At 54.3% G+C, this 23,857-nt stretch carries 22 protein-coding genes, 1 tRNA gene and 2 pseudogenes; 13 read left to right on the top strand and 12 right to left on the bottom strand.

Annotated features, from left to right (window positions below; all coding sequences use genetic code 11):
• Positions 1-48: 48 nt before the first annotated feature.
• The 3 genes and pseudogenes from GW579_RS12845 to GW579_RS23830 all read left to right on the top strand — a co-directional run.
• Positions 49-1,008: a quinone oxidoreductase family protein gene (locus GW579_RS12845; RefSeq protein ID WP_165059387.1), complete on the top strand. Its 960-nt coding sequence runs from the start codon at positions 49-51 to the stop codon at positions 1,006-1,008.
• A 163-nt stretch (positions 1,009-1,171) separates the two neighbouring features.
• Positions 1,172-2,220, top strand: a pseudogene (locus GW579_RS12840) (integrase core domain-containing protein).
• A 29-nt stretch (positions 2,221-2,249) separates the two neighbouring features.
• Positions 2,250-2,504 (top strand): annotated as a pseudogene (locus tag GW579_RS23830) (integrase); the annotation flags it as partial.
• Between the two features lie 84 nt (positions 2,505-2,588).
• Here GW579_RS23830 and GW579_RS12835 read toward each other — a convergent pair.
• Positions 2,589-2,665: transfer RNA gene (locus GW579_RS12835), tRNA-Arg, on the bottom strand.
• Between the two features lie 147 nt (positions 2,666-2,812).
• Entirely contained in the window at positions 2,813-3,730 is a 918-nt protein-coding gene (locus GW579_RS12830) for an L-lactate dehydrogenase (protein ID WP_165059385.1), read from the bottom strand.
• A gap of 185 nt (positions 3,731-3,915) precedes the next feature.
• On the opposite strand from GW579_RS12830, the gene folD reads away from it, so the two are divergent.
• A complete protein-coding gene (gene folD / locus GW579_RS12825; RefSeq protein WP_152327960.1) occupies positions 3,916-4,788 on the top strand; it encodes a bifunctional methylenetetrahydrofolate dehydrogenase/methenyltetrahydrofolate cyclohydrolase FolD in 873 nt (290 codons plus the stop codon).
• A gap of 32 nt (positions 4,789-4,820) precedes the next feature.
• Positions 4,821-5,039, top strand: coding sequence for a ribosome-associated protein YbcJ (gene ybcJ / locus GW579_RS12820; RefSeq protein ID WP_152327959.1), 219 nt, complete (start codon positions 4,821-4,823; stop codon positions 5,037-5,039).
• 90 nt (positions 5,040-5,129) lie between these two features.
• Here ybcJ and GW579_RS12815 read toward each other — a convergent pair whose 3' ends face one another.
• A complete protein-coding gene (locus GW579_RS12815; RefSeq protein WP_165059383.1) occupies positions 5,130-6,200 on the bottom strand; it encodes a DUF1176 domain-containing protein in 1,071 nt (356 codons plus the stop codon).
• 256 nt (positions 6,201-6,456) lie between these two features.
• On the opposite strand from GW579_RS12815, the gene GW579_RS12810 reads away from it, so the two are divergent.
• On the top strand, positions 6,457-7,632 hold the full coding sequence (locus tag GW579_RS12810; RefSeq protein ID WP_165059381.1) for a hypothetical protein: 1,176 nt from the start codon (positions 6,457-6,459) through the stop codon (positions 7,630-7,632).
• 66 nt (positions 7,633-7,698) lie between these two features.
• Here the strand turns inward: GW579_RS12810 and nudK are convergent, their stop codons facing one another.
• Both nudK and GW579_RS12800 read right to left on the bottom strand, forming a co-directional pair.
• The gene (nudK, locus tag GW579_RS12805) at positions 7,699-8,289 is read right to left on the bottom strand and encodes a GDP-mannose pyrophosphatase NudK (protein WP_152327956.1); all 591 of its coding nucleotides are present in this window, start codon (positions 8,287-8,289) and stop codon (positions 7,699-7,701) included.
• Between the two features lie 72 nt (positions 8,290-8,361).
• Positions 8,362-8,652, bottom strand: a complete 291-nt coding sequence (locus tag GW579_RS12800) for a winged helix-turn-helix domain-containing protein (protein ID WP_165059379.1) — start codon at positions 8,650-8,652, stop codon at positions 8,362-8,364.
• A gap of 315 nt (positions 8,653-8,967) precedes the next feature.
• Here GW579_RS12800 and acrD point away from each other — a divergent pair, with 315 nt between their 5' ends.
• Positions 8,968-12,123 carry a multidrug efflux RND transporter permease AcrD gene (gene acrD / locus GW579_RS12795; RefSeq protein ID WP_165059377.1) on the top strand — a complete coding sequence of 1,052 codons (3,156 nt, stop codon included), beginning with the start codon at positions 8,968-8,970 and terminating at the stop codon, positions 12,121-12,123.
• Between the two features lie 174 nt (positions 12,124-12,297).
• Here the strand turns inward: acrD and ypfM are convergent, their stop codons facing one another.
• Entirely contained in the window at positions 12,298-12,357 is a 60-nt protein-coding gene (gene ypfM / locus GW579_RS23960) for a protein YpfM (RefSeq protein ID WP_152328030.1), read from the bottom strand.
• A gap of 198 nt (positions 12,358-12,555) precedes the next feature.
• On the opposite strand from ypfM, the gene GW579_RS12785 reads away from it, so the two are divergent.
• The 6 genes from GW579_RS12785 (at position 12,556) to GW579_RS12760 (ending at position 17,444) form a co-directional block, all read left to right on the top strand.
• Positions 12,556-12,939, top strand: coding sequence for an ArsC family reductase (locus GW579_RS12785; protein ID WP_165059375.1), 384 nt, complete (start codon positions 12,556-12,558; stop codon positions 12,937-12,939).
• Between the two features lies 1 nt (position 12,940).
• The gene (dapE, locus tag GW579_RS12780; protein ID WP_165059374.1) at positions 12,941-14,068 is read left to right on the top strand and encodes a succinyl-diaminopimelate desuccinylase; all 1,128 of its coding nucleotides are present in this window, start codon (positions 12,941-12,943) and stop codon (positions 14,066-14,068) included.
• A complete protein-coding gene (locus tag GW579_RS12775) occupies positions 14,065-14,739 on the top strand; it encodes a M15 family metallopeptidase (protein ID WP_165059372.1) in 675 nt (224 codons plus the stop codon). The genes dapE and GW579_RS12775 overlap by 4 nt, the downstream gene beginning before the upstream one ends.
• Positions 14,740-14,754: 15 nt before the next feature.
• Positions 14,755-14,940 carry a YpfN family protein gene (locus GW579_RS12770; RefSeq protein WP_152327950.1) on the top strand — a complete coding sequence of 62 codons (186 nt, stop codon included), beginning with the start codon at positions 14,755-14,757 and terminating at the stop codon, positions 14,938-14,940.
• A gap of 129 nt (positions 14,941-15,069) precedes the next feature.
• Positions 15,070-16,341, top strand: a complete 1,272-nt coding sequence (locus GW579_RS12765) for an ATP-grasp domain-containing protein (protein WP_165059370.1) — start codon at positions 15,070-15,072, stop codon at positions 16,339-16,341.
• Positions 16,342-16,343: 2 nt separating this feature from the next.
• Positions 16,344-17,444, top strand: a complete 1,101-nt coding sequence (locus GW579_RS12760) for a phosphoserine transaminase (protein ID WP_165059368.1) — start codon at positions 16,344-16,346, stop codon at positions 17,442-17,444.
• Positions 17,445-17,511: 67 nt separating this feature from the next.
• On the opposite strand, the gene ypfH is transcribed toward GW579_RS12760, so the two are convergent.
• The 6 genes from ypfH to bamC form a co-directional block, all read right to left on the bottom strand.
• Positions 17,512-18,162, bottom strand: coding sequence for an esterase (gene ypfH / locus GW579_RS12755; protein ID WP_152327947.1), 651 nt, complete (start codon positions 18,160-18,162; stop codon positions 17,512-17,514).
• Positions 18,163-18,270: 108 nt separating this feature from the next.
• Complete coding sequence (locus GW579_RS12750; protein WP_165059366.1) at positions 18,271-20,310, bottom strand: tRNA(Met) cytidine acetyltransferase TmcA; 2,040 nt, start codon at positions 20,308-20,310, stop codon at positions 18,271-18,273.
• Positions 20,311-20,320: 10 nt separating this feature from the next.
• Positions 20,321-20,773 carry a DUF441 domain-containing protein gene (locus tag GW579_RS12745; RefSeq protein WP_101075569.1) on the bottom strand — a complete coding sequence of 151 codons (453 nt, stop codon included), beginning with the start codon at positions 20,771-20,773 and terminating at the stop codon, positions 20,321-20,323.
• Between the two features lie 114 nt (positions 20,774-20,887).
• On the bottom strand, positions 20,888-21,766 hold the full coding sequence (ypfJ, locus tag GW579_RS12740) for a KPN_02809 family neutral zinc metallopeptidase (RefSeq protein ID WP_165059364.1): 879 nt from the start codon (positions 21,764-21,766) through the stop codon (positions 20,888-20,890).
• Between the two features lie 226 nt (positions 21,767-21,992).
• Entirely contained in the window at positions 21,993-22,706 is a 714-nt protein-coding gene (gene purC / locus GW579_RS12735) for a phosphoribosylaminoimidazolesuccinocarboxamide synthase (protein ID WP_047608889.1), read from the bottom strand.
• Positions 22,707-22,762: 56 nt separating this feature from the next.
• Positions 22,763-23,842: an outer membrane protein assembly factor BamC gene (bamC, locus tag GW579_RS12730; RefSeq protein ID WP_165059362.1), complete on the bottom strand. Its 1,080-nt coding sequence runs from the start codon at positions 23,840-23,842 to the stop codon at positions 22,763-22,765.
• Between the last annotated feature and the right edge of the window lie 15 nt (positions 23,843-23,857).

Raw genomic sequence — 23,857 nt, 5'->3', positions numbered from 1 at the left:
TCACGATAATCGCCGCAATATTCACAAAGATTAAGTTAAGGAAAGGCAATGAAAGCACTGGTTTTTGAAAATCCGGGTTCGGCCGATGTATTACATATGCATGAGGCGGCCGATCCTGTTCCGTCTTCAGGAGAATTACTGGTTGCGGTCACCGCAGCCGGGCTAAATTTTGCTGACATTTACCGCCGTCAGGGCCGTTATCCGCTGGCAGGAACCTCGCCGTATATCGCAGGTTATGAAGGGGCTGGCCGGGTCATTGCTGTGGGTGAAAATGTGACCGACTGGAAAACTGGCGATCGCGTTGGTTTTGCCGATGTCCCGCTGGCGCACGCCAGCCATATCCGGGTGCCGGTCGACCACGCAATCCGCTTACCGGAATGGCTGTCTGAAACTGATGCCGCCGCAGTTTTGCTGCAAGGCCTGACTGCCGATTATCTGCTTCACGATGTGCTGCCTTTACGTGCCGGAATGCACGTCGCAGTACTGGCTGCCGCGGGTGGCGTCGGGCGTTTATTGCTTCAGATGCTAAAACATCAGGACATCCACGCCTTTGCTGTTGCATCGAGCCTGGAAAAGCAGAAATCTTGTCTGGAGCTTGGCGCTGATGCTGCTGCAAATTATGACACCTGGCCTGAGCAGGTACGTTTGTGGCAGAGCGCAGGTTGCGATGTGGTATTCGACTCCGTGGGAACAACGCTCACCCAAAGTCTGGATTCCCTAAAAGACGGCGGCCGTGTAGTGCTGTTCGGTATGTCCGGCGGAGCGCTTGCTGAATTCGACCCAACCCGCCTCCAGCTCAATTCTCACGGCATTCTGGGCGCCGATCTCTGGACGTACCTGACCTCCGCCAAAGAGCGCCAGTGCCGCGCAGACCGGCTTTTTGCCCTGATTAAAGAAGGCAGCGTAGTTCTTCCGCCAGTTACTCAGTTTGCATTATCATCCGGCGCAGATGCGCACCGACTGCTGGAAACCCGAAGCTTCAGCGGTAAGATTGTGCTGGTGCCATAGGGGAAATTGTTTAGCGGATTTTTGAACCCTGCAGGATTCGAATACAACCGTTATAACCCTTGTTATTACAGTATTTTTCTCTGTTCGAAAATTGACCTGCTCCCCGTTGATTAATACACCCCGATATTAGTAATGTCTTCATAAGCCACATGAGGACATCCCCATGAAGAAGCGTTTTTCCGACCCACAGATCATCAGTATTCTCCGCGAGGCTGAAGCCGGGGTATCCGCCCGTGAACTCTGCCGCAAGCACGCTATTTCCGATGCCACGTTTTACACCTGGCGTAAGAAGTATGGCGGTATGGAGGTATGGAGGTATGGAGGTGCCCGAGGTTAAGCGCCTGAAGTCGCTTGAAGAAGAGAACGCCAGACTCAAGAAGCTGCTTGCCGAAGCCATGCTGGATAAGGAGGCGCTTCAGGTGGCTCTTGGGCGAAAGTTCTGACGACAGACCAGAAGCGGGAAGCCGTGATATTGATGTGTGATGCGACCGGTCTGTCGCAACGTCGTGCCTGCAGGCTGACAGGTTTGTCCCGGTCGACCTGCCGCTACGAAGCGCAGCGTCCGGCGTCAGATGCGCATTTATCCGGACGCATCACCGAACTGGCACTGGAGCGCAGACGTTTTGGCTACCGTCGCATCTGGTAGTTGCTGCGCCGTGAAGGGCTGGCAACAGAACGTCTGCCGCTGCTCCGTCCGGCTGCGCCTAATCTGACCTGGTCGATGGATTTCGTCATGGATGCACTGGCCACCGGTCGCAGGATCAAGTGCCTGACCTGCGTGGACGACTTCACGAAGGAGTGCCTGACGGTCACTGTTACCTTTGGGATTTCAGGCGTGCAGGTCACGCGTATTCTGGACAGCATTGCGCTGTTTCGCGGCTATCCGGCGACGATAAGAACTGATCAGTGCCCGGAATTTACCTGCCGCGCGCTCGATCAATGGGCCTTTGAGCATGGCGTGGAGCTGCGGCTTATCCAGCCCGGCAAGCCGATACAGAAAGGATTTATTGAGAGTTTTAACGGACGCTTTCGCGATGAATGCCTGAATGAACACTGGTTCAGTGACGTCAGTCATGCCAGGAGAACCATCAGTGTCAGGATTATAATGAGTGCCGCCCGCACTCCGCGCTCAATTATCAGACGCCGTCTGAATTTGCGGCGGGCTGGAGAAAGGGTAATTCTGAGAGTGAAGGATCCGACATTACTAGGTGAGCGTTGTATCTAATCCTGGGGGCAGATCAGCAAGGATGCCTGACAGGAAGCACAAGCAGATATGGGAATCGCGCAGGGATGCAGCTCTGAGGAAAGGCAAGCCAGTTCCTCAGTACAAAGAGAAGCTGATTTCAGCGGCCACGCGCAGCCAATACCTTTCATTCATTCGCGGATTATTTCGGATCGCCGCCGATGAATGGAAGTGGCTGAGTAAGGCACCTGTCATCAAGACGAGAAAGCCAATCTCCCGCCGCGTCAAATGGCTGACACGCGAAGCAGATAGACGCTATTTTGGGGTTTTTGTTCCAAATCTGTCCCACTCGCAAATTTCGAAGGGAACGACTGACAGCTAAGTGATTGATTTTGAATGGTACGCCCTACAGGGCTCGAACCTGTGACCTACGGCTTAGAAGGCCGTTGCTCTATCCAACTGAGCTAAGGGCGCATTGCTTGTCCCAAATTGGGAGCGTTGCGGGTTCGGATTATACGGGCAGACCGGGTTGAGTCAATGGCTTTCGAACTCTCTGCTTAATGCCTGAACAATTAGCAGTTATTCCCGGTATGCCTGATAAGACGATGTCATCAGCGGTGGTTATTTTTCGTGCTCAGATTTCAATGCAGCGGTGATAACGCGCGCGCAGGCGTGGTATGCCACGCCTTCGTAGGCGGTCAGTTCCGGCTGCAAAGTTTGTACGATACCGTTTTTACCGATCACCGCAGGTTGCCCGATATACACGCTAAGTTCGTCATCCCACGCGGAAACCGGGTACACGCTCTGCGCATTGGACAGCACGGCATCCACCAGACGCGCTGACGCGGTCGCAATACCGAAGCTGGTCCAGCCCTTCCCTTGCAGGATTTCCCAGCCGCCGCCGCGAACGGCGTCGTCCATTTTTGCCCAGTCAACCTCGCGATCGCCCGCCAGTTCGGCGACCGGACGTCCACCGAGCGTGACAGTGCTCCAGGCGACAAACTGCGACTCACCGTGTTCGCCCATCACGTAGCCCGTGACGCTTTTCGGATCAAAGCCGAAAAACTCGCCGACGACGCGTTTCATCCGTGCGGTATCCAGAGACGTGCCGGTGCCAAATACCTGCGAATCCGGCAAGCCGCTGGTTTGCTGAATAATCTGGGTTATCACGTCGCACGGGTTGGTGATGTTGATAATAACGCCGCCAAAACCGCTGGCGATGACACGGGGAATGACTTCACGGACTGCCGCACGGGTTTCGGCCAGCTCTTCCAGACGGTCTTCGCGTAACAGCGTTTTAGGGCCGACGGCGATGACCAGCACGTCGGCGTCATGCAATTCGCTGTAATCATTAGCGATGACCTGAACGCGCGAAGCAGTCAGTGAAGCCATATCGCGTAGTTCTAGCGACTGGCTGACGGCTTTCTTTTCATTTTCATCCAGCAGCACAATGATGTCGCACAAACCCTGTGTGACCAGTGAAAACGCGACGTCAGCGCCCACGTGCCCGGCACCGATGATTCCCACTTTACGTGTCATTTATTCCTTTCCTCATGATTTAAATAGAGTCACATCTAAAATAGACACTTTTTTCGCCACTGTCTCAGGTTAAATTCTCACCCGCCGATAACAAGTTATTCGCATTCAGCGCCTGACAGCGCACGCCGCTTCTGACAAAATAGACGCATCCCCCTGCATTTTTTAATTGATGGATTTATTCCCTGATGGCAGCAAAGATTATTGACGGTAAAACGATTGCGCAGCAAGTCAGAAACGAAGTTGCGGCGCGTGTTCAACAACGACTGGCGGAAGGGAAACGTGCTCCCGGGCTGGCTGTCGTACTGGTCGGTGAAAACCCGGCATCGCAGATTTATGTTGCCAGCAAGCGCCGTTCTTGCGAAGAAGTCGGGTTTATTTCCCGCTCTTACGATTTACCGGCGACGACCACCGAAGGCGAACTGCTCGGCCTTATCGATCAGCTCAATAACGACAACGAAATCGACGGTATTCTGGTTCAGCTTCCGCTGCCTGCGGGCATTGATAACATCAAGGTGCTCGAGCGTATTCATCCTGACAAAGACGTCGACGGGTTCCATCCGTACAACGTGGGGCGTCTGTGCCAGCGCGCGCCAACGCTGCGCCCTTGTACGCCGCGCGGTATCGTGACCCTGCTCGAACGTTATGGCGTTGATACATTCGGGCTGAACGCCGTGGTGATCGGCGCATCCAATATTGTTGGCCGTCCGATGAGCATGGAGTTACTGCTGGCGGGCTGCACCACGACGGTCACGCACCGCTTCACTAAAAATCTGCGTCATCACGTCGAAAACGCCGATCTGGTGGTGGTTGCCGTCGGTAAACCGGGTTTTATTCCGGGCGAATGGATTAAACCGGGTGCGATTGTCATTGATGTCGGTATAAACCGTCTGGAAAGTGGTAAAGTTGTCGGCGATGTGGAATATGATGGCGCCGCTGAGCGAGCTTCCTTTATCACACCGGTGCCGGGCGGTGTTGGCCCGATGACGGTCGCGACGCTGATCCAGAATACCTTGCAGGCTTGTGAGGAATATCACGACATCAGCGCAAATAAGTCTTAAACAATTAGCACTACACATAAAGTCAGGAATACATGGAAACTTTTTTTCTCGAAAAACATCCGCACGTTGAACTGTGCGACCTGCTCAAATTTATGGGCTGGTGTGACAGTGGCGGTACCGCTAAAGCGGTGATCGCTGAAGGCCAGGTTAAGGTCAACGGCAAAGTCGAAACCCGTAAACGCTGCAAAATCGTTGCTGACCAGAACGTTGAGTTCGCCAGCAATAAAGTCGTGGTGAAGGCGTCAGTATAATTTTCTGACCCAATCCGGCTTCGAAAAAATGCCCTGCAAGCTTCACGCTGACAGGGCATTTTTTATGTCTGCTTTAGGACAAAGACTGAGTTACTGAGCCTGTGTAACCCATAATACCGGCCAGTCGCCGCCGCTGCTGTAGCCATCACAGCTTGGCTCTGACGCAAACGCGGCCAGGCGGAACGTTTTGCCGTCGAATATCCAGCGGGAAGAGACGCCGCAATCTCCGACGCCACGGCCTTTATCGTAGGTCGTCAGCAATCCGGTTTTCGGATCAAAATCAGCATTGATCAGTTCCGGAGACTGATCGTCTTCGCCCAGTTTGAACGGCATGCTCAGCGCCAGATCGTCCATTTTATACGGTGACTGACGCGAAACCAGGAATCCCAGCGCGTAAAGGTTATACGCGCCCATATCGCAGTTCACCGTCATCAGCGCTTTCTCGTTGCTGAGTGCAAAGATATGTACTTCGCGCTCCGACGGGTCGAGGCTGCAATCGTTGTTCTCAATGGTAGTCGCGGCATTCTGCGTTATCGCCGAAATCTCAGTTTCAGAAAGCGCATGAGGTTCGCTGAAACGCGGCAGAACCGGCGTTGCCGGGATCGGCGGCACCGTATTCACCGGCTTCGTTCCGCGGTTCGCCCAGGCAGTTTTCGTGCCAACGCGCCCCTGCTGTGCATCGATTGCCAGCAAAGCGGCCTTCAGCCCTTTGAGTGAAATAACCGGCCTGACCGGCTGCGCGGTATCGGCTTTACCGGCCAGCTGAATGCTGCTGCCTTCACGGATAGCGGCAATAAAATCATTCACCACCAGACGGTTACCGGTAGAAAGGTGTTTTTTGCTGACATCCCATTCGCGATGATTAAAGCTCAGCGTTTTGCCATTCATCTGCAAACGGCTGGCGATTGGCGCTTCAGCAGACTGTTCATCGCTGTTGCGCTGGTAATCAATGCTGACAGTCGATTTACCTTCGGGTCCGGCTTCGCGGGTAATTTTCATTACCAGCTCCTGCCCGTCCTGAGAATTTCGGGCGACGCAGTGATTGAGATTGTCGCAGCTGACCTGCCAGTCGTTATAAATTGCCTGCGTCGGCTCGGCCTGCGCGCTGAAAGCCAGCATTCCGGCCAGCAGGCATAAAGGGGCGGTAATCCATCTGCTCATTATGAGTTTCTGCTCTGTTCGAAATTATCTTTTTTGATAATAGCGTAACCGCCGCCAAGACTCTGCCAACAATGCAGCATTTTTTATTCGAAATAAGAAAGAGATACTTTGCCGGATTTATTTTTTTGCAGGCATTTATTTTTCACCACTTACGAAATCACGTAATGGTGACGTAACGAAACTTTCAGTACACTGACTCCGCCAATAACGAAAAAAAATGGCGAAAGGATGATGTTCATTTCTCCGGGAGATTCAGATGAAGTTATGGATTTGGCTGATAACGTTGTTCTCTCTGTCCGCGTGGGCGGAAGAGCCGCCGGTGGTGTACAACGGCACACTGGGAAAAACCAGCATAGTGGTTGAGCTGGACATGAATAAACCTGACGAAGTGACGGGCCGTTACTTTTATCAGAAGTACCATCTGGATTTGCCACTCAACGGCGCGCTGGACGGGCAGGATCTCAAACTTCAGGAAGGGCTGGACGATTTTGACGATACGCCGCGTCCTGAATTTACCCTGACCAAAGATGAAAACGGTGGCTGGCAAGGCAACTGGACCAACCCGCAGGGCAAAACGCTGCCGGTGACGCTAAAACCTGCGCAGCTTCCTGCGGCGGCTACCGACGACAGCTATCTGGGTTCGCTGATTCATACCGATCCTTACGAGTATCTGCGGTTATCCGAATTGCAGCTGAAGGCCGGTAAAAGCGAGAATTTCATGGGCTATCAGCTGCAATGGTGGGTTGAGCCTCAGTCGAAAATCACGCTTTTCGAGATTGTGTCCGGTTATCCGGACGCCAGTTTGCAGGCGATGAACCAGAAACTGCGCACCCGTTTATGGCAGGAAGTCAGCGGATGGCATGCGTGTATGCTCGGCGCCAGCCGGTTTGGTCAGGGCGAATATCAGCAGACCGTTACGCCGGAATTCATGAGCCCGGAAGTCGTCAGTGTCAGTCTGTTCACGTCCTATGATTGCGGCGGTGCGCATCCTGATTTCGGCGAAGCGCCGGTCAATATGAACGCCCAAACGGCGGATACACTGACGCTGGAAGACATCGTGTGGGTCGGTGACGGCGCGCCGTTCCATTATCTCAATGCGGAAGATCGTGCCTCATCGGGCAAAAATGACGTGGATTTCGATACCTTCGCCTCGTACCGCGATAAGAAATGGGCACCGTGGCTGGTGAAACAACTTACTGCGGCGCATCCGGAACAGATGAAGAAGCCGACCGACGATAGCGACGATGACTGCGATTATTCGGATCCGTCCGTCTGGCAGTTCCCGGCGTGGTATTTCACACCGAAAGGCCTGTATTTTGATCCGACGTTCGCCCGCGTACAACGTTCGTGCGAAAGCCCGGAATGGTCAGTCTTGCCGTGGTCAGCGCTGAAAGGCCACGCAGGGAGCACCGCCATCAGTCTGGAACACTAAAAGTCAAAGGCACCTGCGGGTGCCTTTGACTTTTAAGATAACAATGACTTTTCGGGATTAAAACTTTTACGCCAGCCAGCCCTGCAACTGCGCGTATTGAAGCAACATAATCGTTTTACCGTCTTTGATGCGGCCATCTTTGATCATCGCCAGCGCTTCGGTGAACGGCACTTCCAGCACGTCAATATCTTCATCTTCCACGCCACCGCCAGCATTCGCCCGCTGCGATTCATCATATTCTGCGGCAAAAAAGTGAACGATTTCCGTCACGCTGCCCGGCGACATGTAGCATTCGAAGAGTTTCTCGACGTGCCCGACGGCAAAACCGGTTTCTTCAATCGCTTCTTTACGGATGCAGTCTTCCGGCGAATCATCGTCCAGCAACCCTGCGCAGGTTTCCAGCAACATGCCGGTCGGGTTGCCGTTGACATACGTCGGCATACGAAACTGATTGATCAGCAGAACGGTTTTCTTTGGCCGGTTATAAAGCAGAATGGTCGCACCGTTTCCCCGGTCATACACTTCACGGGATTGCGGCTGACGTTCACCGTTGCGTTTGATTAAGTCGTAGGTGAATTTTCGAAGAACATACCAGTTATCAGAGAGTAACTCGGTCCGGACGTTTTCGATTTTAGATGACCTGCCATGAGATGACATTTAGCGTGCCTCCGCTCAGAAGTGGTGAGAGAAGCCCGATATCATAGCCGCAATAGTACGCCCCTGCCAGCGTCAGCCGTGCTCAATTGCGTCGAGAAGTTGCTCGCGATGTCGGCCAATCCATTGGGGATCCAGCGGTCCCCAGCCGGAAATCTGATAGTAGCCGTCGTTATTGCGCACGCCCTGCTGCACAAATTCCAGCTCGATGCCCATCCCCGGTAACGCTTTCAGCACATCCTGCAAAGTGCGGCGCGGCCAGCCGGTAATCTCCATCAGTTTGGGCACATTCGATTTTTGTTCGTTATCCAGCAACCAGCAAAGATAGAGACGGCGCGCAAACACCGAATTCAAATTCAAACTCATCTGGACGACCCCTGCGTATTGTCATAAAAAGAAGATAGCCAAAGCGTAGACTGTTTCAGCGAATACGTGTGAGACATAACCCTGTGTGCGGGGAGGCTTTTTTACATTATCTCCTTTATTTCTCCACGTTTTATCGGGAATGAGAAGGTAAAGTGCATTGACGTAGAACGACACTCTAACACTCGCTCAGTCCTTTCCGGACGGTACTGCCTCTGAGAAAACCTTTTCAGGGGATTTTTTTGTCAGATTACTGACGCTCTGTTTGTTTGCTGATGTTAGTCACTCACGCCAGAGTGACAACGAGGTTCTTGACGCATGGCTAACTTTTTTATCGATCGCCCGATCTTTGCCTGGGTTTTAGCGATCATCATTTCCTTGTCCGGCGCACTGGCTATCTATTCTTTGCCCGTTGAACAGTACCCCGATCTGGCTCCGCCAAATGTGCGTATAACCGCGACTTATCCGGGCGCATCAGCTCAGACGTTAGAAAACACGGTGACACAAATCATCGAGCAGAACATGACCGGGTTGGACAACCTGATGTACATGTCTTCTCAGAGCAGCAGCAACGGCAAGTCACAGATTACCCTGAGTTTTGTGGCCGGAACCGACCCGAATGAAGCCTTGCAACAGGTACAAAACCAGCTGCAACAGGCGATGAAACGATTGCCGCAGGCGGTGCAAACGCAGGGGGTCACCGTCTCGAAAACCGGTGATACCAACCTGATGACCGTCGCATTCGTGTCCACCGACGGCAGTATGGATAAGCAGGATATCGCCGACTATGTGGCCTCCAATATTCAGGATCCACTAAGCCGTATCGACGGTGTCGGCAGTATTACCGCTTACGGCACGCAATATGCGATGCGTATCTGGCTCGATCCGAACAAACTGACTAACTACCAGATGACCACCAGCGATGTGGTGACGGCAATTGAAAACCAGAACAGTCAGGTGGCAGTCGGGCAGCTCGGCGGCGCACCGTCGGTTGATTTGCAGGCGCTCAACGCAACGGTTAACGCGCAGTCGCAGTTGCAAACGCCGCAACAGTTTCGCGATATCACCCTGAAAGTGAATCAGGACGGCTCACAGGTCAAACTCGGCGATGTCTCAACCGTCGGTCTGGGTGCCGAAGACTACAGCATTCTCAGCCGTTATAATGGCCAGGCCGCATCTGGTATGGGCGTGCAGCTGGCGTCCGGCGCCAACGAACTGCAAACCGACAAACTGGTTCGCGCACGTCTGACGGAACTGGAAAAATACTTCCCCCACGGGCTCGAAACCCGCATCGCCTATGAAACCACGCCATTCGTCAAAGCGGCGATCACCGACGTGGTGAAAACGCTGTTCGAAGCGATCGTGCTGGTGTTCCTCGTAATGTATCTGTTCCTGCAAAATATCCGCGCAACGTTGATCCCGACCATTGCCGTCCCGGTGGTTTTGCTGGGTACGTTCGTGGTGCTGCATCAGTTCGGTTACACCATCAACACCCTGACAATGTTCGCGATGGTGCTCGCCATCGGGCTGCTGGTCGATGACGCCATCGTGGTGGTGGAGAACGTCGAGCGCGTGATGAGCGAGGAAGGGCTAAGCCCCAGAGACGCAACCCGAAAATCGATGGGGCAAATTCAGAGTGCGCTGGTCGGTATCACCATGGTGCTGTCGGCCGTATTTATCCCGATGGCGTTTTTCGGCGGTACAACCGGTGCGATCTACCGTCAGTTCTCCATCACGATTGTCGCCGCGATGGTGCTTTCTGTCTTTGTCGCGCTGACCCTCACACCGGCGCTGTGTTCGACCATTCTCAAGCCGATTGCCAAGGGCCATCATCACGGCAAAACAGGTTTCTTCGGCTGGTTTAACCGCACGTTCGATAAGAATGCGCACCGTTATGAACGGGGCGTTGGCAGCATTCTCCGCCACAGCGTGCGTTATATGCTGGGTTATCTGCTGATCCTCGGCATTCTGGCGTTCCTGTTTGTGAAACTGCCGACGTCATTCCTGCCGCAGGAAGATCAGGGCGTACTGACCGTTCAGGTTCAGCTGCCGCCGGGTTCTACGCTGCAACAGACACAAAAAGTGGTCGAGAAAATCGAGCACTATTTCCTGACGGAAGAAAAGAATGATGTGGTTTCCGTGTTCTCCACGCTGGGCGCAGGCCCGGGCGGTAACGGTCAGAACGTTGCCCGTCTGTTTATCAGCCTGACGGACTGGGACAAACGCACCTCCGGTCATAACTCTGTCTTCGACATTATTGACCGCGCGACCAAAGAATTCCGGCACATCCGCGAGGCGCGCGTTATCGCCAGCGGACCACCGGCCATCAACGGACTGGGGACATCTGCCGGTTTCGATATGGAATTGCAGGATCACGCCGGGAATGGTCATGATGCACTGATGGCCGCGCGCGATCAGCTTCTGGAAATGACCAGCAAAGACAGCACGCTGAGCCGCGTTCGTCATAACGGTCTCGATGACAGCCCGCAGTTGCAGATCGACATCGATCAGGTAAAAGCGCAGGCGCTGGGGGTTTCCGTTGCGGATATCAACAGCACGCTGAGTACCGCCTGGGGTTCCACGTACGTGAATGACTTCGTTGACCGCGGGCGTGTGAAGAAAGTTTATGTTCAGGCTGCCGCGCCGTTCCGTATGCTGCCGGACGACGTCAATAAATGGTACGTGCGCAATTCCAGCGGAACGATGGTGCCGTTCTCCGCATTCACCACGTCGCACTGGCAAACCGGTTCACCGCGTCTGGAACGTTACAACGGTTATTCTGCGGTAGAAATTGTCGGTGAAGCTGCAACGGGCGTCAGCAGCGGTACGGCGATGGACGAGATGGAAAAACTGGTTGCGAAACTCCCCGCCGGATTCGGTCTTGAATGGACGGGGCTTTCTTATCAGGAACGCCTCTCCGGTGCGCAGGCTCCGGCGCTGTACGCCATCTCCCTGCTGGTCGTATTCCTGTGTCTGGCGGCGCTTTATGAAAGCTGGTCGATTCCGTTCTCGGTCATGCTGGTGGTGCCGTTAGGCGTGATCGGTGCGGTGATTGCAACGTGGCTGCGCGGGCTGGAAAACGATGTTTACTTCCAGGTCGGGATGTTAACCATCATCGGCTTGTCGGCCAAAAACGCCATTCTGATCGTCGAGTTTGCCAATGACCTTAACCACAAAGGCAAAGCGCTGGTAGAAGCCACGCTCGAAGCCTCAAGGATGCGTTTGCGCCCTATTCTGATGACGTCGCTGGCGTTTATCTTCGGGGTCTTGCCGATGGCGACCAGCACCGGCGCGGGTTCCGCGAGCCAGCACGCAGTCGGCACCGGGGTTATCGGCGGGATGATTTCTGCCACCGTTCTGGCAATCTTCTTCGTTCCGCTGTTCTTTGTGCTGGTCCGCCGCCGCTTCCCGGGGAAAACCGGTGAGCCGGTCATCTCGGATATCGTCGCAACCGTGCCTCACGAACACAAATAGCAGGCACAAAAAAGGCGTTAATGTGAATTAACGCCTTTTTTATTAATGATTTATTGGCTGGTGTAAATCGTCTCTAAATGGACGTAATGGTCTTCCTGAACAAACGTTTTTATTATGACGCGCTGACACGGTGAATAAATCTTCTCTTTGCTTTGTCGCTGGTACTGTGGGCAATTACGCTTTCAACATACGGTCGATAAAGTCTTTCCAGTTACCTAATTCTTGCTCTAACATTTTTCTCCCCTTGATTGGACGGCATCATTATACGTCTATTTTTTGTACACGCAAAAATTCAGTGACAATTGTTTAATCGCGATCACAATCCCGCCCCGTCTGGATCCTGCCCGCGTTTTGCCTCATTATGTGATTATTCGTGCCCCGCTTTTTGCGCTGGTCAAAAGTTCCTTTATTACTCACAGGTTATGTTTTTTTATGGCAACGACGTCTGCTCAAACCACTTTTATTCTTTACGGCATTAAAAATTGCGATACCGTCAAAAAAGCCCGCCGCTGGCTGGAAGAAAATGGCGTTGAATGCCAGTTCCACGATTATCGGGTTGAAGGCCTGGACGAGGCGCTGCTGCAAAACCTCATCGACAAACAGGGTTGGGAAGCGATGCTCAACACGCGCGGCACCACCTGGCGCAAACTGGACGAAGCCACGCGCACGGCCTGTGATAACGAAGCCAGCGCCAAAGCCGTGATGCTTGAACATCCGGCGGTGATCAAACGCCCTTTCTTGCTGGCGCCAGATGGCCAGTCTCTGCTGGGATTCAAACCAGAAAGCTATCAGCAATTTCTCGCACAGGTGAAGTAACATGAGTTGTCCGGTTCTCGATTTAGCCCAGCAGTTAATCCGCCGCCCTTCCCTCAGCCCGGACGATGCAGGCTGCCAGGAAATTATGATTGCCCGCCTGCAGGCCATTGGTTTTCACGTTGAGCCGATGAATTTTGGCGATACCCTCAATTTTTGGGCGACACGCGGTGAAGGCAAAACCCTGGCATTTGCCGGGCACACTGACGTCGTACCGACCGGCGATCACAATCTGTGGGTAACCGGCCCGTTCGAGCCAACCCTGCGCGATGGCATGCTGTATGGCCGTGGCGCTGCCGATATGAAAGGTTCGCTGGCGGCGATGGTGGTCGCGGCAGAACGCTTTGTGGCAGCAAACCCGAATCACAAAGGCCGTCTGGCGTTTCTGATTACTTCCGATGAAGAAGCCAGCGCCGTGAACGGCACCGTCAAAGTGGTTAACGCCCTGATGGAACGCAAAGAGCGCCTGGATTTTTGCCTGGTCGGCGAGCCGTCCAGCACCACGCGCGTGGGCGATATTGTGAAAAATGGCCGTCGCGGCTCGATGACCGCTAACCTGCACGTGCATGGCGTTCAGGGGCATGTTGCCTATCCACATCTGGCCGATAATCCGGTGCACCGCGCCATGCCTGCGCTCAACGAACTGGTCGCTACGGTCTGGGATAACGGCAACGAATTCTTCCCGCCGACCAGCATGCAAATCGCCAATATCAATGCCGGTACCGGCAGCAATAACGTGATCCCCGGCGAGCTGTATGTGCAGTTTAACTTCCGTTTCAGCACGGAACTGACCGATGCCATCATTAAGCAGCGCGTCGCTGAACTGCTGGATCGCCACAATCTTCAGTACACCCTGAACTGGGTGGTGTCCGGCCAGCCGTTCCTGACGTCCCGCGGTGAACTGGTTGACGCCGTCGTGAATGCCGTTCGCCACTACAGCGAAATCACGCCAGAACTGCAAACCACCGGCGGAACTTCCGACGGGCGTTTCATCGCGCTGATGGGCGCTCAGGTGGTTGAACTGGGACCGGTGAATGCCACCATCCACAAAATCAACGAATGCGTACATGCCGCCGATTTGCAGGTTCTCAGCCGTATGTATCAGCGCATCATGGAACAGTTAGTCGCATGATCAGCCACGAAATGCTGACCGGCCGCTCCGACGCGCATCTGGTCACATTGGGCGAAGTCCCGCACCGGTTACAAAAAGCCGCCGCCGGTGCCTTTGCAGAAATGCAAAAAGCAGCGGCGCAGGCCGGGTTTAATTTGCAGCCAGCCAGTACTTTTCGTGATTTCAGTCGCCAGCAGGCCATCTGGAATGGCAAATTTCGCGGCGAGCGACCAGTATTAGATAAGAACAGCCAGCCGGTGGACATCAGCACGTTGTCTGCCGCTGAACGTTGTGAACTGATCCTGCGCTGGTCGGCACTACCGGGCGCAAGCCGCCACCACTGGGGCAGCGATCTGGATGTTTACGATCCGTCTCTGCTGCCGGAAGGCCGGACGCTGCAACTGGAGCCGTGGGAATACGAGGAAAACGGCTATTTTCATCCGCTGAACCTCTGGATGTCGGCGCACATGGAAGCATTTGGCTTTTACCGGCCTTTTGCACAGGATCGTGGCGGCGTTGCCGTTGAACCCTGGCACCTGAGTTATCGTCCTCTGGCACAGCAGTGCGAATCACAGCTGACGCCGGAGGTGCTAATCAGCGCGTGGCAGGGCCAGGATATCGCCGGTTCTGACTGGGTCATCAGTGAGATAGCGACATTTTTTCCGCGTTTTATCGCCCTAAACCCTACATAAATTAAGGAGCACGCCATGGAGTGGATTAAAGATTACTGGTGGATCGTTCTGATCATTCTGATCGGCATGTTTATCAGCGGGATGAAAGAGTTACGTCGTGTGGACGTGAAGAAATACCTGAAAGATAAACCTGAACTTCCACCGCATCGCGACAACAATGCCGAGTGGGATAAAGACGATGACTGGCCAAAGAAAAAGTAACACCGGTCAGCACGGCTAAAAAACCTAATCAATATTAGTCGGCGGATTATGTAGCGATTCTCCGCCGATTGACTCTCTCTCCGGCCAGTATCATGTGACGTGAAACTGACGTACGGAGAGACGAGTCCTTTGCCAACTTTAACAACCCCGACACCAGAGCAGGCGACAGCCGACGCCACGCAATTTCTGGGGCTTGCTCCATTTTTACGCATGAGCATAGCCGGTGACGAGTGCACCGCGATCGCGCAGGAACTGGTCACACGTGCGCAGCAAAATCCTGATGATGCCATTTTGTGGATGAACCTTTCCACGGTGATGCTGTGCCTGCAACGCACCGATCTTGGCCTGACTATCCAGAATCAGGCGCTGGCGATGCAGCAGGTTTATACCCTCAGCGCTGTGCAAAAACCGGCAAAACTGCGTTTACTGATGCTGATGGTGCCCGGTACGCTGTCCGCCAACGTGCCCCTCGACTGTCTGCTGGAAAACAGCGACATCGACCTGATTTATTACTACATCACGCCGGAAGCACCGTTTGAGGCGCCCATTCCTGAACATGACCTGCTGATGATTGGCATCAGCGCGACCACCGAAAATCTGTTCCTGTTGCAACAACTGGAAACCTTGACCCGCCAGTGGCCGGTGCCGGTGATCAACGCTCCCGAGTACATTCCTCATTCAGAACGCCACATCGCCAGCCGCGTTTTACAAAACAAACCGGGGCTCACCATCGCGCAGGCGTATCCGGTGACGCACGCCCTGCTTACTGCGGTCGCAAGCGGGCAAATGACGCTGAGCGATGCGTTACCGGGCAGTGATTTCCCGGTTATCCTGCGCCCCGCAGGTTCGCACGGTGGCCACGGTCTGGAGAAAATCACCCGGCAGGACGAACTGGCGGATTACCTTGCGCGCGTTGGCGTTGAAGATTATTTCCTGTCGAAATTCATCGATTACAGCAACGCGGACGGCCAGTTCCGTAAATACCGTATATCGCTGATCGACGGTAAACCTTACGCCTGCCATATGGCTATTTCGTCGCACTGGATGGTGCATTACGTCAACGCGGCGATGTATGAAGATCATAAAAAGCGTGAAGAAGAAGCGGCTTTCCTGACGAATTTCCACGAATTCGCCGCGCGCCACCACGCCGCGCTGAAGGCCATTTATGACACAACCCTACTCGATTATGTCGGGATTGATTGCAGCGAAGCGCCCGACGGCTCGTTGCTGGTCTTTGAAATTGATCCGGCAATGGTGGTTCACGCCATGGACCTGGAAGTCATGTTCCCGCACAAACAAATCCATATGAATAAAGTTAAAACAGCATGCCGCGAGTTGCTGTTATCCCGTGCCTTTGCGCACGCCGACACTTCCGCTGATGCGCTAACAGGACAAGAATAAACATGATTTCACGTAACGCCCTGAATTTCTCTGGTGGTCCCGGCGCATTGCCGGAAACGGTTCTGGCGCAGGTCGAGGCCGCCATCAAAGAAGTGCCGGAGGTTGGCCTGTCGATCCTCGGGATCAGCCACCGCTCAGACTGGTTCGCTGCCGTCGTCGAAGAAACGGAAAATAACATCCGTACCCTGCTCGGCTTGTCTCAGGATTTCCATATTCTGTTTCTGCAAGGCGGCGCCACGCAGCAGTTTTCCATGGTGCCGATGACGTTACTTCGCGGCCAGAAACATGCGGCTGAATATCTGGATACCGGTTACTGGAGCAGCAAGGTTGTGACCGAAGCGCGTCGCGAAGGCCCGGTAAAGGTGCTGTGGAGCGGTGAGTCCTGTGGTTTTAACCGTCTGCCATCTGATGGCGAGCTGGATTTTTCACCGGACGCGCCGTATCTGCATTACGTTTCGAACGAAACCGTGGAAGGGCTGCAATTCCAGCGCGTTGTGGGCCGCGATGATGTGCCTCGCGTCTGCGATATGTCCTCTGATTTCCTGTCTAAACCGTGCGATGCTAATAAATTCTCGGTGATTTACGCCCATGCCCAGAAAAACATCGGCCCGGCCGGTGTGACGATTGTGCTGGTGCATGACACCGTGGTGAAAGCCTCCTCCGACGAACTGCCGACATTCCTCAACTACCGTCGTCAGGTTGAATCCCATTCCAACCTGAATACGCCGCCAGTTTTTGCGATTTACGTGGTTCTGCTGGTCACCCGCTGGCTGCTCAATGACGTAGGCGGTCTGGAAAATATGGCCCAAACCAACCGCCATAAAACCGAATTGCTGTATGCGATGCTTGATAACAGCGACGGTTTTTACAAAGGCTGGAGCAGCAAGGAAGACCGTTCACAAATGAACGTGGCGTTTAAACTCCCGGATGAAACGCTGGAGCAAAAATTCCTGGCAGAAAGCCATGAAGCCGGTTTCTCAGGTCTGGCGGGGCATCGCGCCATTGGCGGGATCCGCGCCTCAATCTACAACGCGCTTTCACTGCCAGCGGCAGAGAAACTGACCAACTTCATGGATGACTTCCTGCGTCATAACCGCAAATAAACCTCTGTGATTTCAATAAAAAAGCCCCCAACTGATCAACAGGCGGGGGCTTTTTTACGGGTAAAAATCAGTGCTGATGAGACTTCGGTTCGTAGTTTTTCAAATGCGCAATCGCGGTATTGATCATGTGTGAATCCAGCCCGTGGCCCATGCCCGGCTGAAGATTCAGGGTGCAATCGCAGCCTAATGATTTGAGGCGCTCAGCGGCACTTTTTGACTGGAACGGGTTAATCACCGGATCCTGTTCACCGTGAATAAAATGCACCACCGTACCGGCAGAAATCGGTTTTTCCGGCAGGACGGAGAAACGTCCGCTGAAAGCCACAATGCGCGAAGCCAGATGTTCTTCCACTTTGGTGGATTCCAGCGCCATGATGGTCCCCTGAGAAAAACCAATCAGCGTGGTATGTTCCGGCGGCACGCCGGTTTTCTGCTGCCAGTCGCGGACAATTTCGACGAATGCGGGCATCGCCGCGTCGACACGCGGCTGACGGTTTTGCTCCGTCACGCCCTGCACGGAGAACCACTGGAAGCCACGGCCAAAATCACAGATGTCCGGGCTGCCGACGCTGATAACCTGCGCCTGTGGAAAAGAAAGCGCAAAAAACTTGCCGATCTCACCCATGGAAATCGGGTTATCGCCCACGCCATGAAACAGTAAAATCAGCTGGTTAGCTCTTTCTTCCGGTTGCTGGACAATAATCTGTTCTGAGCTCATGAATTTCTCCCGTTGTAGGTTAATGGCCTTACTATACGCCGCCCGCCGGTCAGTGAAATCGGGTTTTATTGAACGAGTCTTTCCATTTTTTGCAATAAAACCGTTGATTTAATCGCCAGTGTGCAGGGAAATTGCCCGCCGACGCCAAATTTCACACGCCGTCGCATCCGTGGCTTTCAGCGCCTGCGCCGTTTCCTGACGCCAGCGGACCAGCAGGTCTTTCCGGCCATTCAGCCGCAGCATCTGCACAATGCCGGCGACACTTTTCCCCTGTTGCAGGTAAGCGCGCAGGGCGACCAGCGGCAGGGAAAGTTGCAGTAAGAGGCGGTTCAGCGCCGGTAAACTGCTTTCCAGCGGCCGGTGCGCAAACGCAAATCCGGCCAGTTCGCGCCAGTCGGCTTCATCTAATGATAAACCGCCCGTTAACGGGAGCGGCAGCTGGCGGTCAATCTGCGGTGCCAGCCAGCGCCAGTCACGGTTGAGCTGCGACTCTGCGGCATCCGTCAGCGCCTTTCCGGCATCGCTTAACGGTAACAGCGCCATCGCGGCGTAACATCCGCTGCTGGCCTCTTTCTGCGAACTCACGCGGACCAGACGAAAACCGGCCTGCTGCCACAACGCGGCGAGTTCATCGGTATACCCGAAACTGACCGACATAAAATCCAGCCTCTGTTGCTGCGCGCTGTGTTTTTGCTGCATCAGCAACTCGCTGGCAATTCCCTGACGCCGGAACGCCGGATGAACAGCAATACGGCTGATGCGGCGCGAACGCAAAACCGCCGCCTGCGGGAAACCGGCGTGCGCGGCAAGAGATTGTGCGACCAGGTTCCCGCGCGGACGCCGCCTTCCTGCCCAGACTTCATGCGCCAGTTCCGCACTCAGCCCGCCCTCATCCACCAGCCACAGCGCACCGGTCAGCGTGCTTTTCTGCCGGGCGGCACTGAAAATCATGCCTGGTGCATCGAGCAGGCGGCGTAAATCCAGCGGCGAGGTGCGGTAGTGTGCGCTGGTCAGTAAACCGTAAAACTGCTGCAAAAGCGCAGGTTCACGCAGCCAGTCGCCGGCATCGATGGAGAATATTTCGGACGTTGCTGTCGTGGCATCTCCGGCGGGAATTTCTTCCGAAAACAGCAATAACTCGCTGATGAACGGCTCCAGCAGGTCGCCTGCGGACCAGCGGACCGGTTCGGTCAGACGTAAATCATGCCAGTGCGGCAGCGAGGCGCAGAATTTCAGCAGAAAACCGCGGCCTGTGCCTTCATAGCCGTGAACCGTGGTGGAAAGTAAAACGCGGGGAAACGCGGCAATCAGCGCCGAGAGCATCCGTGCGGGGATCGCCGCCGCTTCATCGATTATCAGCCAGTCGGCGTCCGTCACCGGCCCGGTGTCACTTAATGCAAGCAAGGCATCCGGTGCGATAAAACAGGCCGATTCCGGAAGATGACTGAGGATTTGATTTGCGGACGCTTTACCCGGCGCGGTAATCCGGCAGATACCCGGCCAGCGACTGGCGAGCATGCCGGCCAGCGTTGATTTGCCGCGACCGCGCGGTGCCGTCAGCACCCAGACGCCGGAGTCCGCGCTCAGCAGCTGTTGCAAAATCAGATGCTGCTGAGGCGTTGGCTGGCCGTCGGGCGGTATCCACGCAACGGCGGGCGATAAAGGTGGAATGGCTAAAGGCGCATTCTGGCGACACACGGAAATTTCCGGATGGCGACGCAGTAAAGTTTGAAAACGTTGGATAAAACGCGGAGCCGGGATCGCCTGCGGCTGTTCGCTCCAGCGCAGACTGTCGGCATCAGGACGCTGCGGCCACTCATCCCATTCCGGCACCAGTAAAATAAGCCAGCTTCCCGCTTTCAGAATGCCGGAAAACACCGCCAGCGCGTCGGCATTCAGCCCGGTTCGCGCGTCGAATATGCCGTGCAGTTTTTCCTGTCCCAGCAACGTGTGTACCGCAGAAAAAGTCACAGACTGCGCGCCTGCCGGGGAATTTTCGCTGACCCACACCCAGTCGCCAGGTTGCCCTTGCGCGAACTGCTCGGCCTGTGCGGCACACCACGCGGCCTCGCCGCTGAAAACCAGCAGACGGCGAACGCCCTGTTCAAGCATCTGCTGTTGCAGGGTATTTTTTAGCGCAATATCCATGGGTTACCGCTCAGGTTTTTCCCACCAGCATCGACAGCAGACCTGCCGCAATCAGCGGCCCGACCGGAACGCCTTTAAACATCGCCACGCCCAGCACCGTCCCGACCAGCAGACCCGCCACCAGATGCGGCTGACTGCCCATCAGCGTCAAACCGCGTCCGCCCAGCCATGACACCAGCACGCCCACCAGGATCGCCAGAATGGATTTCCAGTGGAAGAAAGAGTGAACCACGGTACTGGCGCTGATTTTGCCGCTGGCAATCGGTGCCATCACCCCGATGGTTAAAATAATAATGCCGATAGTAAGGCCGTATTTTTCGATCCACGGAAAGAAATTATTGAGCGGTGTAATGCGCACCGTCAGGAGAAAAAACATTGCGATAGTGACGGCACTGTTGTGACTGATAATTCCGAGACCGGCAAAAACGAGCAGAATTAAAAGGGTTGGATCGAGAAAAGCCATGGCGTTCCCAGCGGTTCAACATGCAGATGAAAGAGAGGCTCAGTGAGCCTCTCAAAGTCGGACATTGATTATTGAACAGTTTTTACTGGCAGACCAGAGCTTATTCTCACTTAATCAGCGGCTGGCGAAGGTGTTGCACTGGTCAGGATTCCCGGTGTCGAACCCGCGTTTAAACCAGGTGTAGCGTTGTTGAGACGTGCCGTGCGTAAAGCTGTCCGGCACGACGCGCCCCTGGCTTTGCTGTTGCAAACGGTCATCGCCGATCGCCTGCGCGGCATCCAGCGCTTCTTTTAAATCGCCTTCTTCAAGCACGTTTTGCTGCTGCATCGCGTGGCCCCAGACACCGGCGTAACAGTCGGCCTGAAGTTCCATTTTTACGGAAAGCTGATTCACCACAGTTTGCGAAGCGCCCTGCTGCATCTGACGAACTTTACGCTCGGTGCCCAGAAGGTTTTGCACATGGTGACCGACTTCGTGCGCGACCACATAACCCTGCGCAAAATCGCCGCCCGCGCCGAGCTTATTCTGCAAATCCTGATAGAAAGAAAGATCGATGTAAACCGTGCTGTCCGCCGGGCAATAAAAAGGCCCCATGACCGACTGACCGGTGCCACACCCGGTTCGGGTTGCGCCGCGGTACATCACCAGTTTTGGCTCGCGGTAGGTCATCCCCTCTTTCTGAAATATTTCTTTCCAGGTGTCTTCTGTTGACGCGAGGATCACGGACGTGAATTTCGCCTGCTCGTCATCTTTCGGGCTGATGGATTGCGATTGCGTCTGACGCTGTATGTCGCCGGACTGACCGCCGTCAATCAGCGGCGTCAGGTCGATGCCGTAATAACCGGCCACCAGTACGACGATAATAATCACAATGCCGCTTTTGCCACGGATAGGCAGGCGCATTCCGCCACCGCCCATTCCCGGCCCGCCGTTAGCTCCTTCTCCGCGTCTGTCTTCTACATTGTCGCTTTCGCGACGCCCTTGCCAACGCATACCCCACCTCCAGACTGTTTTTTTAAAGACTAGCCAGCGCACACGATTAATACCATCTGCGAAGGGACGTAATTTTAGGCGAGGAATATTTAAATGAAATAAAACAGTGAGGAAAAGGGAAAATAAAACGTAAAGAAAAGAGCGGGTGATGATTTTCATCACCCGTTGAACACCGGGCTGCACCGCGTAAACGATTGCGCAGCCCCGCTAAAAAAATAGCGGTCGCTTAGTCCAGTTTTACACCGATGCGATGCGCAACTTCTTCGTACGCTTCGATCAGGCCACCGAGGCTCTGGCGGTAACGGTCTTTATCCATTTTGTTCAGGGTTTCTTTATCCCACAGGCGGCTGCCGTCCGGGGAGAATTCATCACCCAGTACAACTTCACCGTTGAACAGACCGAACTCCAGTTTGAAGTCGACCAGGATCAGACCTGCATCGTCAAACAGTTTGCTCAGAACGTCGTTCGCTTTGTAGCTCAGCTCTTTCATGCGCGCGAGGTTTTCCTCGTTTACCCAGCCAAAGGTCTTGCAGTAGGACTCATTGACCATCGGGTCGTGCATCGCGTCGTTTTTCAGGAACAGATCGAACAACGGCGGGTTCAGTTCCAGACCTTCTTCAATGCCCAGACGTTTTACCAGCGAACCCGCAGCACGGTTACGGATAACGCATTCAACCGGGACCATATCCAGTTTTTTCACCAGCACTTCGGTGTCAGACAACAGGCGTTCCATTTGCGTTGGGATACCCGCTTCTTCCAGCTTAGCCATGATGAAATGGTTAAATTTGTTGTTAACCAACCCTTTACGGTCGAACTGCTCAATACGCTGACCATCCAGTGCTGACGTATCGTTACGGAACTCCAGTACCAGCAGGTCCGGGTTTTCGGTGGTGTAGACGGTTTTCGCCTTGCCGCGATACAACTCAGCTAACTTTTGCATCTTTACTTACTCCAGTGGAAAAAACAGATGTAAAAAGGGGCCGGAGCCCCTTGGTATTATTTTGCGCTGCTCTGGCTAAACGCGGCCTGCATGACCGCCACCATCGCGTCGTTTTGCGACTGGCTGAGAGCATGTCCTTTCGGATCAAGGAACTGCAAGCTACTACGGTTATCGAGGTCGCCGACCTGAAGTTTGTAATCACCGGAAGTGAGGCCCGGATCTTTCGCACCCAGTGTCTGCCACGCGTCGTCGTTTAGTGGTTTGTAGGTCACGGACAAGGTGCCCTGCGGACGGCTGCTGTCGGTGACTTTCATGCCAGCTTTCGCTAGGGCATTCGGCAGGCGATCCCACACTACGCCGTACGTTGAACGAACGATCAGCACAGGTAAACCGGTATCATCCGCGCCGCTCTGGACATCAATCTCACCCACACGACGGTTGTCGAGGCGTGCCTGAGTATCCTGCTGCACTTTATCCAGATTCGTCGTGATGGTGTTCATCATCTGGCTGTTATAACGCTGGATTTCAGCTGTGGTTGTGACCGCTTTATCCTGCTGTTTCAGCTCAAGCGTTTTCACGGTCAGCGCTAACTGGTAGCTCTGCTGTTTCACGCTGATCTGATAACGGCCCTGATACTGGAAGTCTTCATCGGCACGATTCCAGTTAACGAAATCAGTGGTCAGAGTCTGGTTAGCATCATCGCGGTTAGCAATTTTGTAATTATTTTGCTCAACGGCTTTCACTACGCTGTTCCACAGGTCGCGGTTTTGCGGCGTATTTTCCAACAGTACGGTGCTGCTATCGCCAGAGAACTGGGTCTGAGAACCGTTCAGTAAGGCCAGCGGCTGGGACGGCGGACGAATGTCGAGTTGTTTGCCGACAGCGCCCTGCATTGAACCGGCCTGAATTTCATACGTACCGTTCTGAACCGGTAAAATCATGCCCGCTGGCGCTTTCAGATCATGCAGCGCAGGGGCATCCAGATAAGCTTCATCGCCGCTTACCTGGCGCTTATAACGTTGATCGCTTGAACAAGCGGCCAGCAACATAATCAGGGAAACCCCGACCACTTTTGCTACGGCAGACTTCTGCAAATGGGTCATCTGGAAACTATTCTTGTCAAATAAAGAGGCCATCAAATCTTCCTAAGA

It is taken from the genome of Rahnella contaminans (assembly GCF_011065485.1).
Lineage (GTDB): Bacteria > Pseudomonadota > Gammaproteobacteria > Enterobacterales > Enterobacteriaceae > Rahnella > Rahnella contaminans.
This window is presented reverse-complemented; position numbering and strand designations above follow the sequence as displayed.

What these genes read in the sequence shown, in the direction of transcription:
- acrD (WP_165059377.1), top strand. Translation starts at nt 8,968, where the DNA reads ATGGCTAACTTTTTTATCGATCGCCCGATCTTTGCCTGGGTTTTAGCG.
- GW579_RS12800 (WP_165059379.1), bottom strand. Translation starts at nt 8,652, where the DNA reads ATGAGTTTGAATTTGAATTCGGTGTTTGCGCGCCGTCTCTATCTTTGC.
- folD (WP_152327960.1), top strand. Translation starts at nt 3,916, where the DNA reads ATGGCAGCAAAGATTATTGACGGTAAAACGATTGCGCAGCAAGTCAGA.
- GW579_RS12750 (WP_165059366.1), bottom strand. Translation starts at nt 20,310, where the DNA reads ATGGATATTGCGCTAAAAAATACCCTGCAACAGCAGATGCTTGAACAG.
- GW579_RS12775 (WP_165059372.1), top strand. Translation starts at nt 14,065, where the DNA reads ATGATCAGCCACGAAATGCTGACCGGCCGCTCCGACGCGCATCTGGTC.
- GW579_RS12770 (WP_152327950.1), top strand. Translation starts at nt 14,755, where the DNA reads ATGGAGTGGATTAAAGATTACTGGTGGATCGTTCTGATCATTCTGATC.
- ybcJ (WP_152327959.1), top strand. Translation starts at nt 4,821, where the DNA reads ATGGAAACTTTTTTTCTCGAAAAACATCCGCACGTTGAACTGTGCGAC.
- GW579_RS12785 (WP_165059375.1), top strand. Translation starts at nt 12,556, where the DNA reads ATGGCAACGACGTCTGCTCAAACCACTTTTATTCTTTACGGCATTAAA.
- GW579_RS12745 (WP_101075569.1), bottom strand. Translation starts at nt 20,773, where the DNA reads ATGGCTTTTCTCGATCCAACCCTTTTAATTCTGCTCGTTTTTGCCGGT.
- GW579_RS12815 (WP_165059383.1), bottom strand. Translation starts at nt 6,200, where the DNA reads ATGAGCAGATGGATTACCGCCCCTTTATGCCTGCTGGCCGGAATGCTG.
- purC (WP_047608889.1), bottom strand. Translation starts at nt 22,706, where the DNA reads ATGCAAAAGTTAGCTGAGTTGTATCGCGGCAAGGCGAAAACCGTCTAC.
- GW579_RS12810 (WP_165059381.1), top strand. Translation starts at nt 6,457, where the DNA reads ATGAAGTTATGGATTTGGCTGATAACGTTGTTCTCTCTGTCCGCGTGG.
- ypfH (WP_152327947.1), bottom strand. Translation starts at nt 18,162, where the DNA reads ATGAGCTCAGAACAGATTATTGTCCAGCAACCGGAAGAAAGAGCTAAC.
- dapE (WP_165059374.1), top strand. Translation starts at nt 12,941, where the DNA reads ATGAGTTGTCCGGTTCTCGATTTAGCCCAGCAGTTAATCCGCCGCCCT.
- nudK (WP_152327956.1), bottom strand. Translation starts at nt 8,289, where the DNA reads ATGTCATCTCATGGCAGGTCATCTAAAATCGAAAACGTCCGGACCGAG.
- GW579_RS12760 (WP_165059368.1), top strand. Translation starts at nt 16,344, where the DNA reads ATGATTTCACGTAACGCCCTGAATTTCTCTGGTGGTCCCGGCGCATTG.
- GW579_RS12845 (WP_165059387.1), top strand. Translation starts at nt 49, where the DNA reads ATGAAAGCACTGGTTTTTGAAAATCCGGGTTCGGCCGATGTATTACAT.
- ypfJ (WP_165059364.1), bottom strand. Translation starts at nt 21,766, where the DNA reads ATGCGTTGGCAAGGGCGTCGCGAAAGCGACAATGTAGAAGACAGACGC.
- bamC (WP_165059362.1), bottom strand. Translation starts at nt 23,842, where the DNA reads ATGGCCTCTTTATTTGACAAGAATAGTTTCCAGATGACCCATTTGCAG.
- GW579_RS12830 (WP_165059385.1), bottom strand. Translation starts at nt 3,730, where the DNA reads ATGACACGTAAAGTGGGAATCATCGGTGCCGGGCACGTGGGCGCTGAC.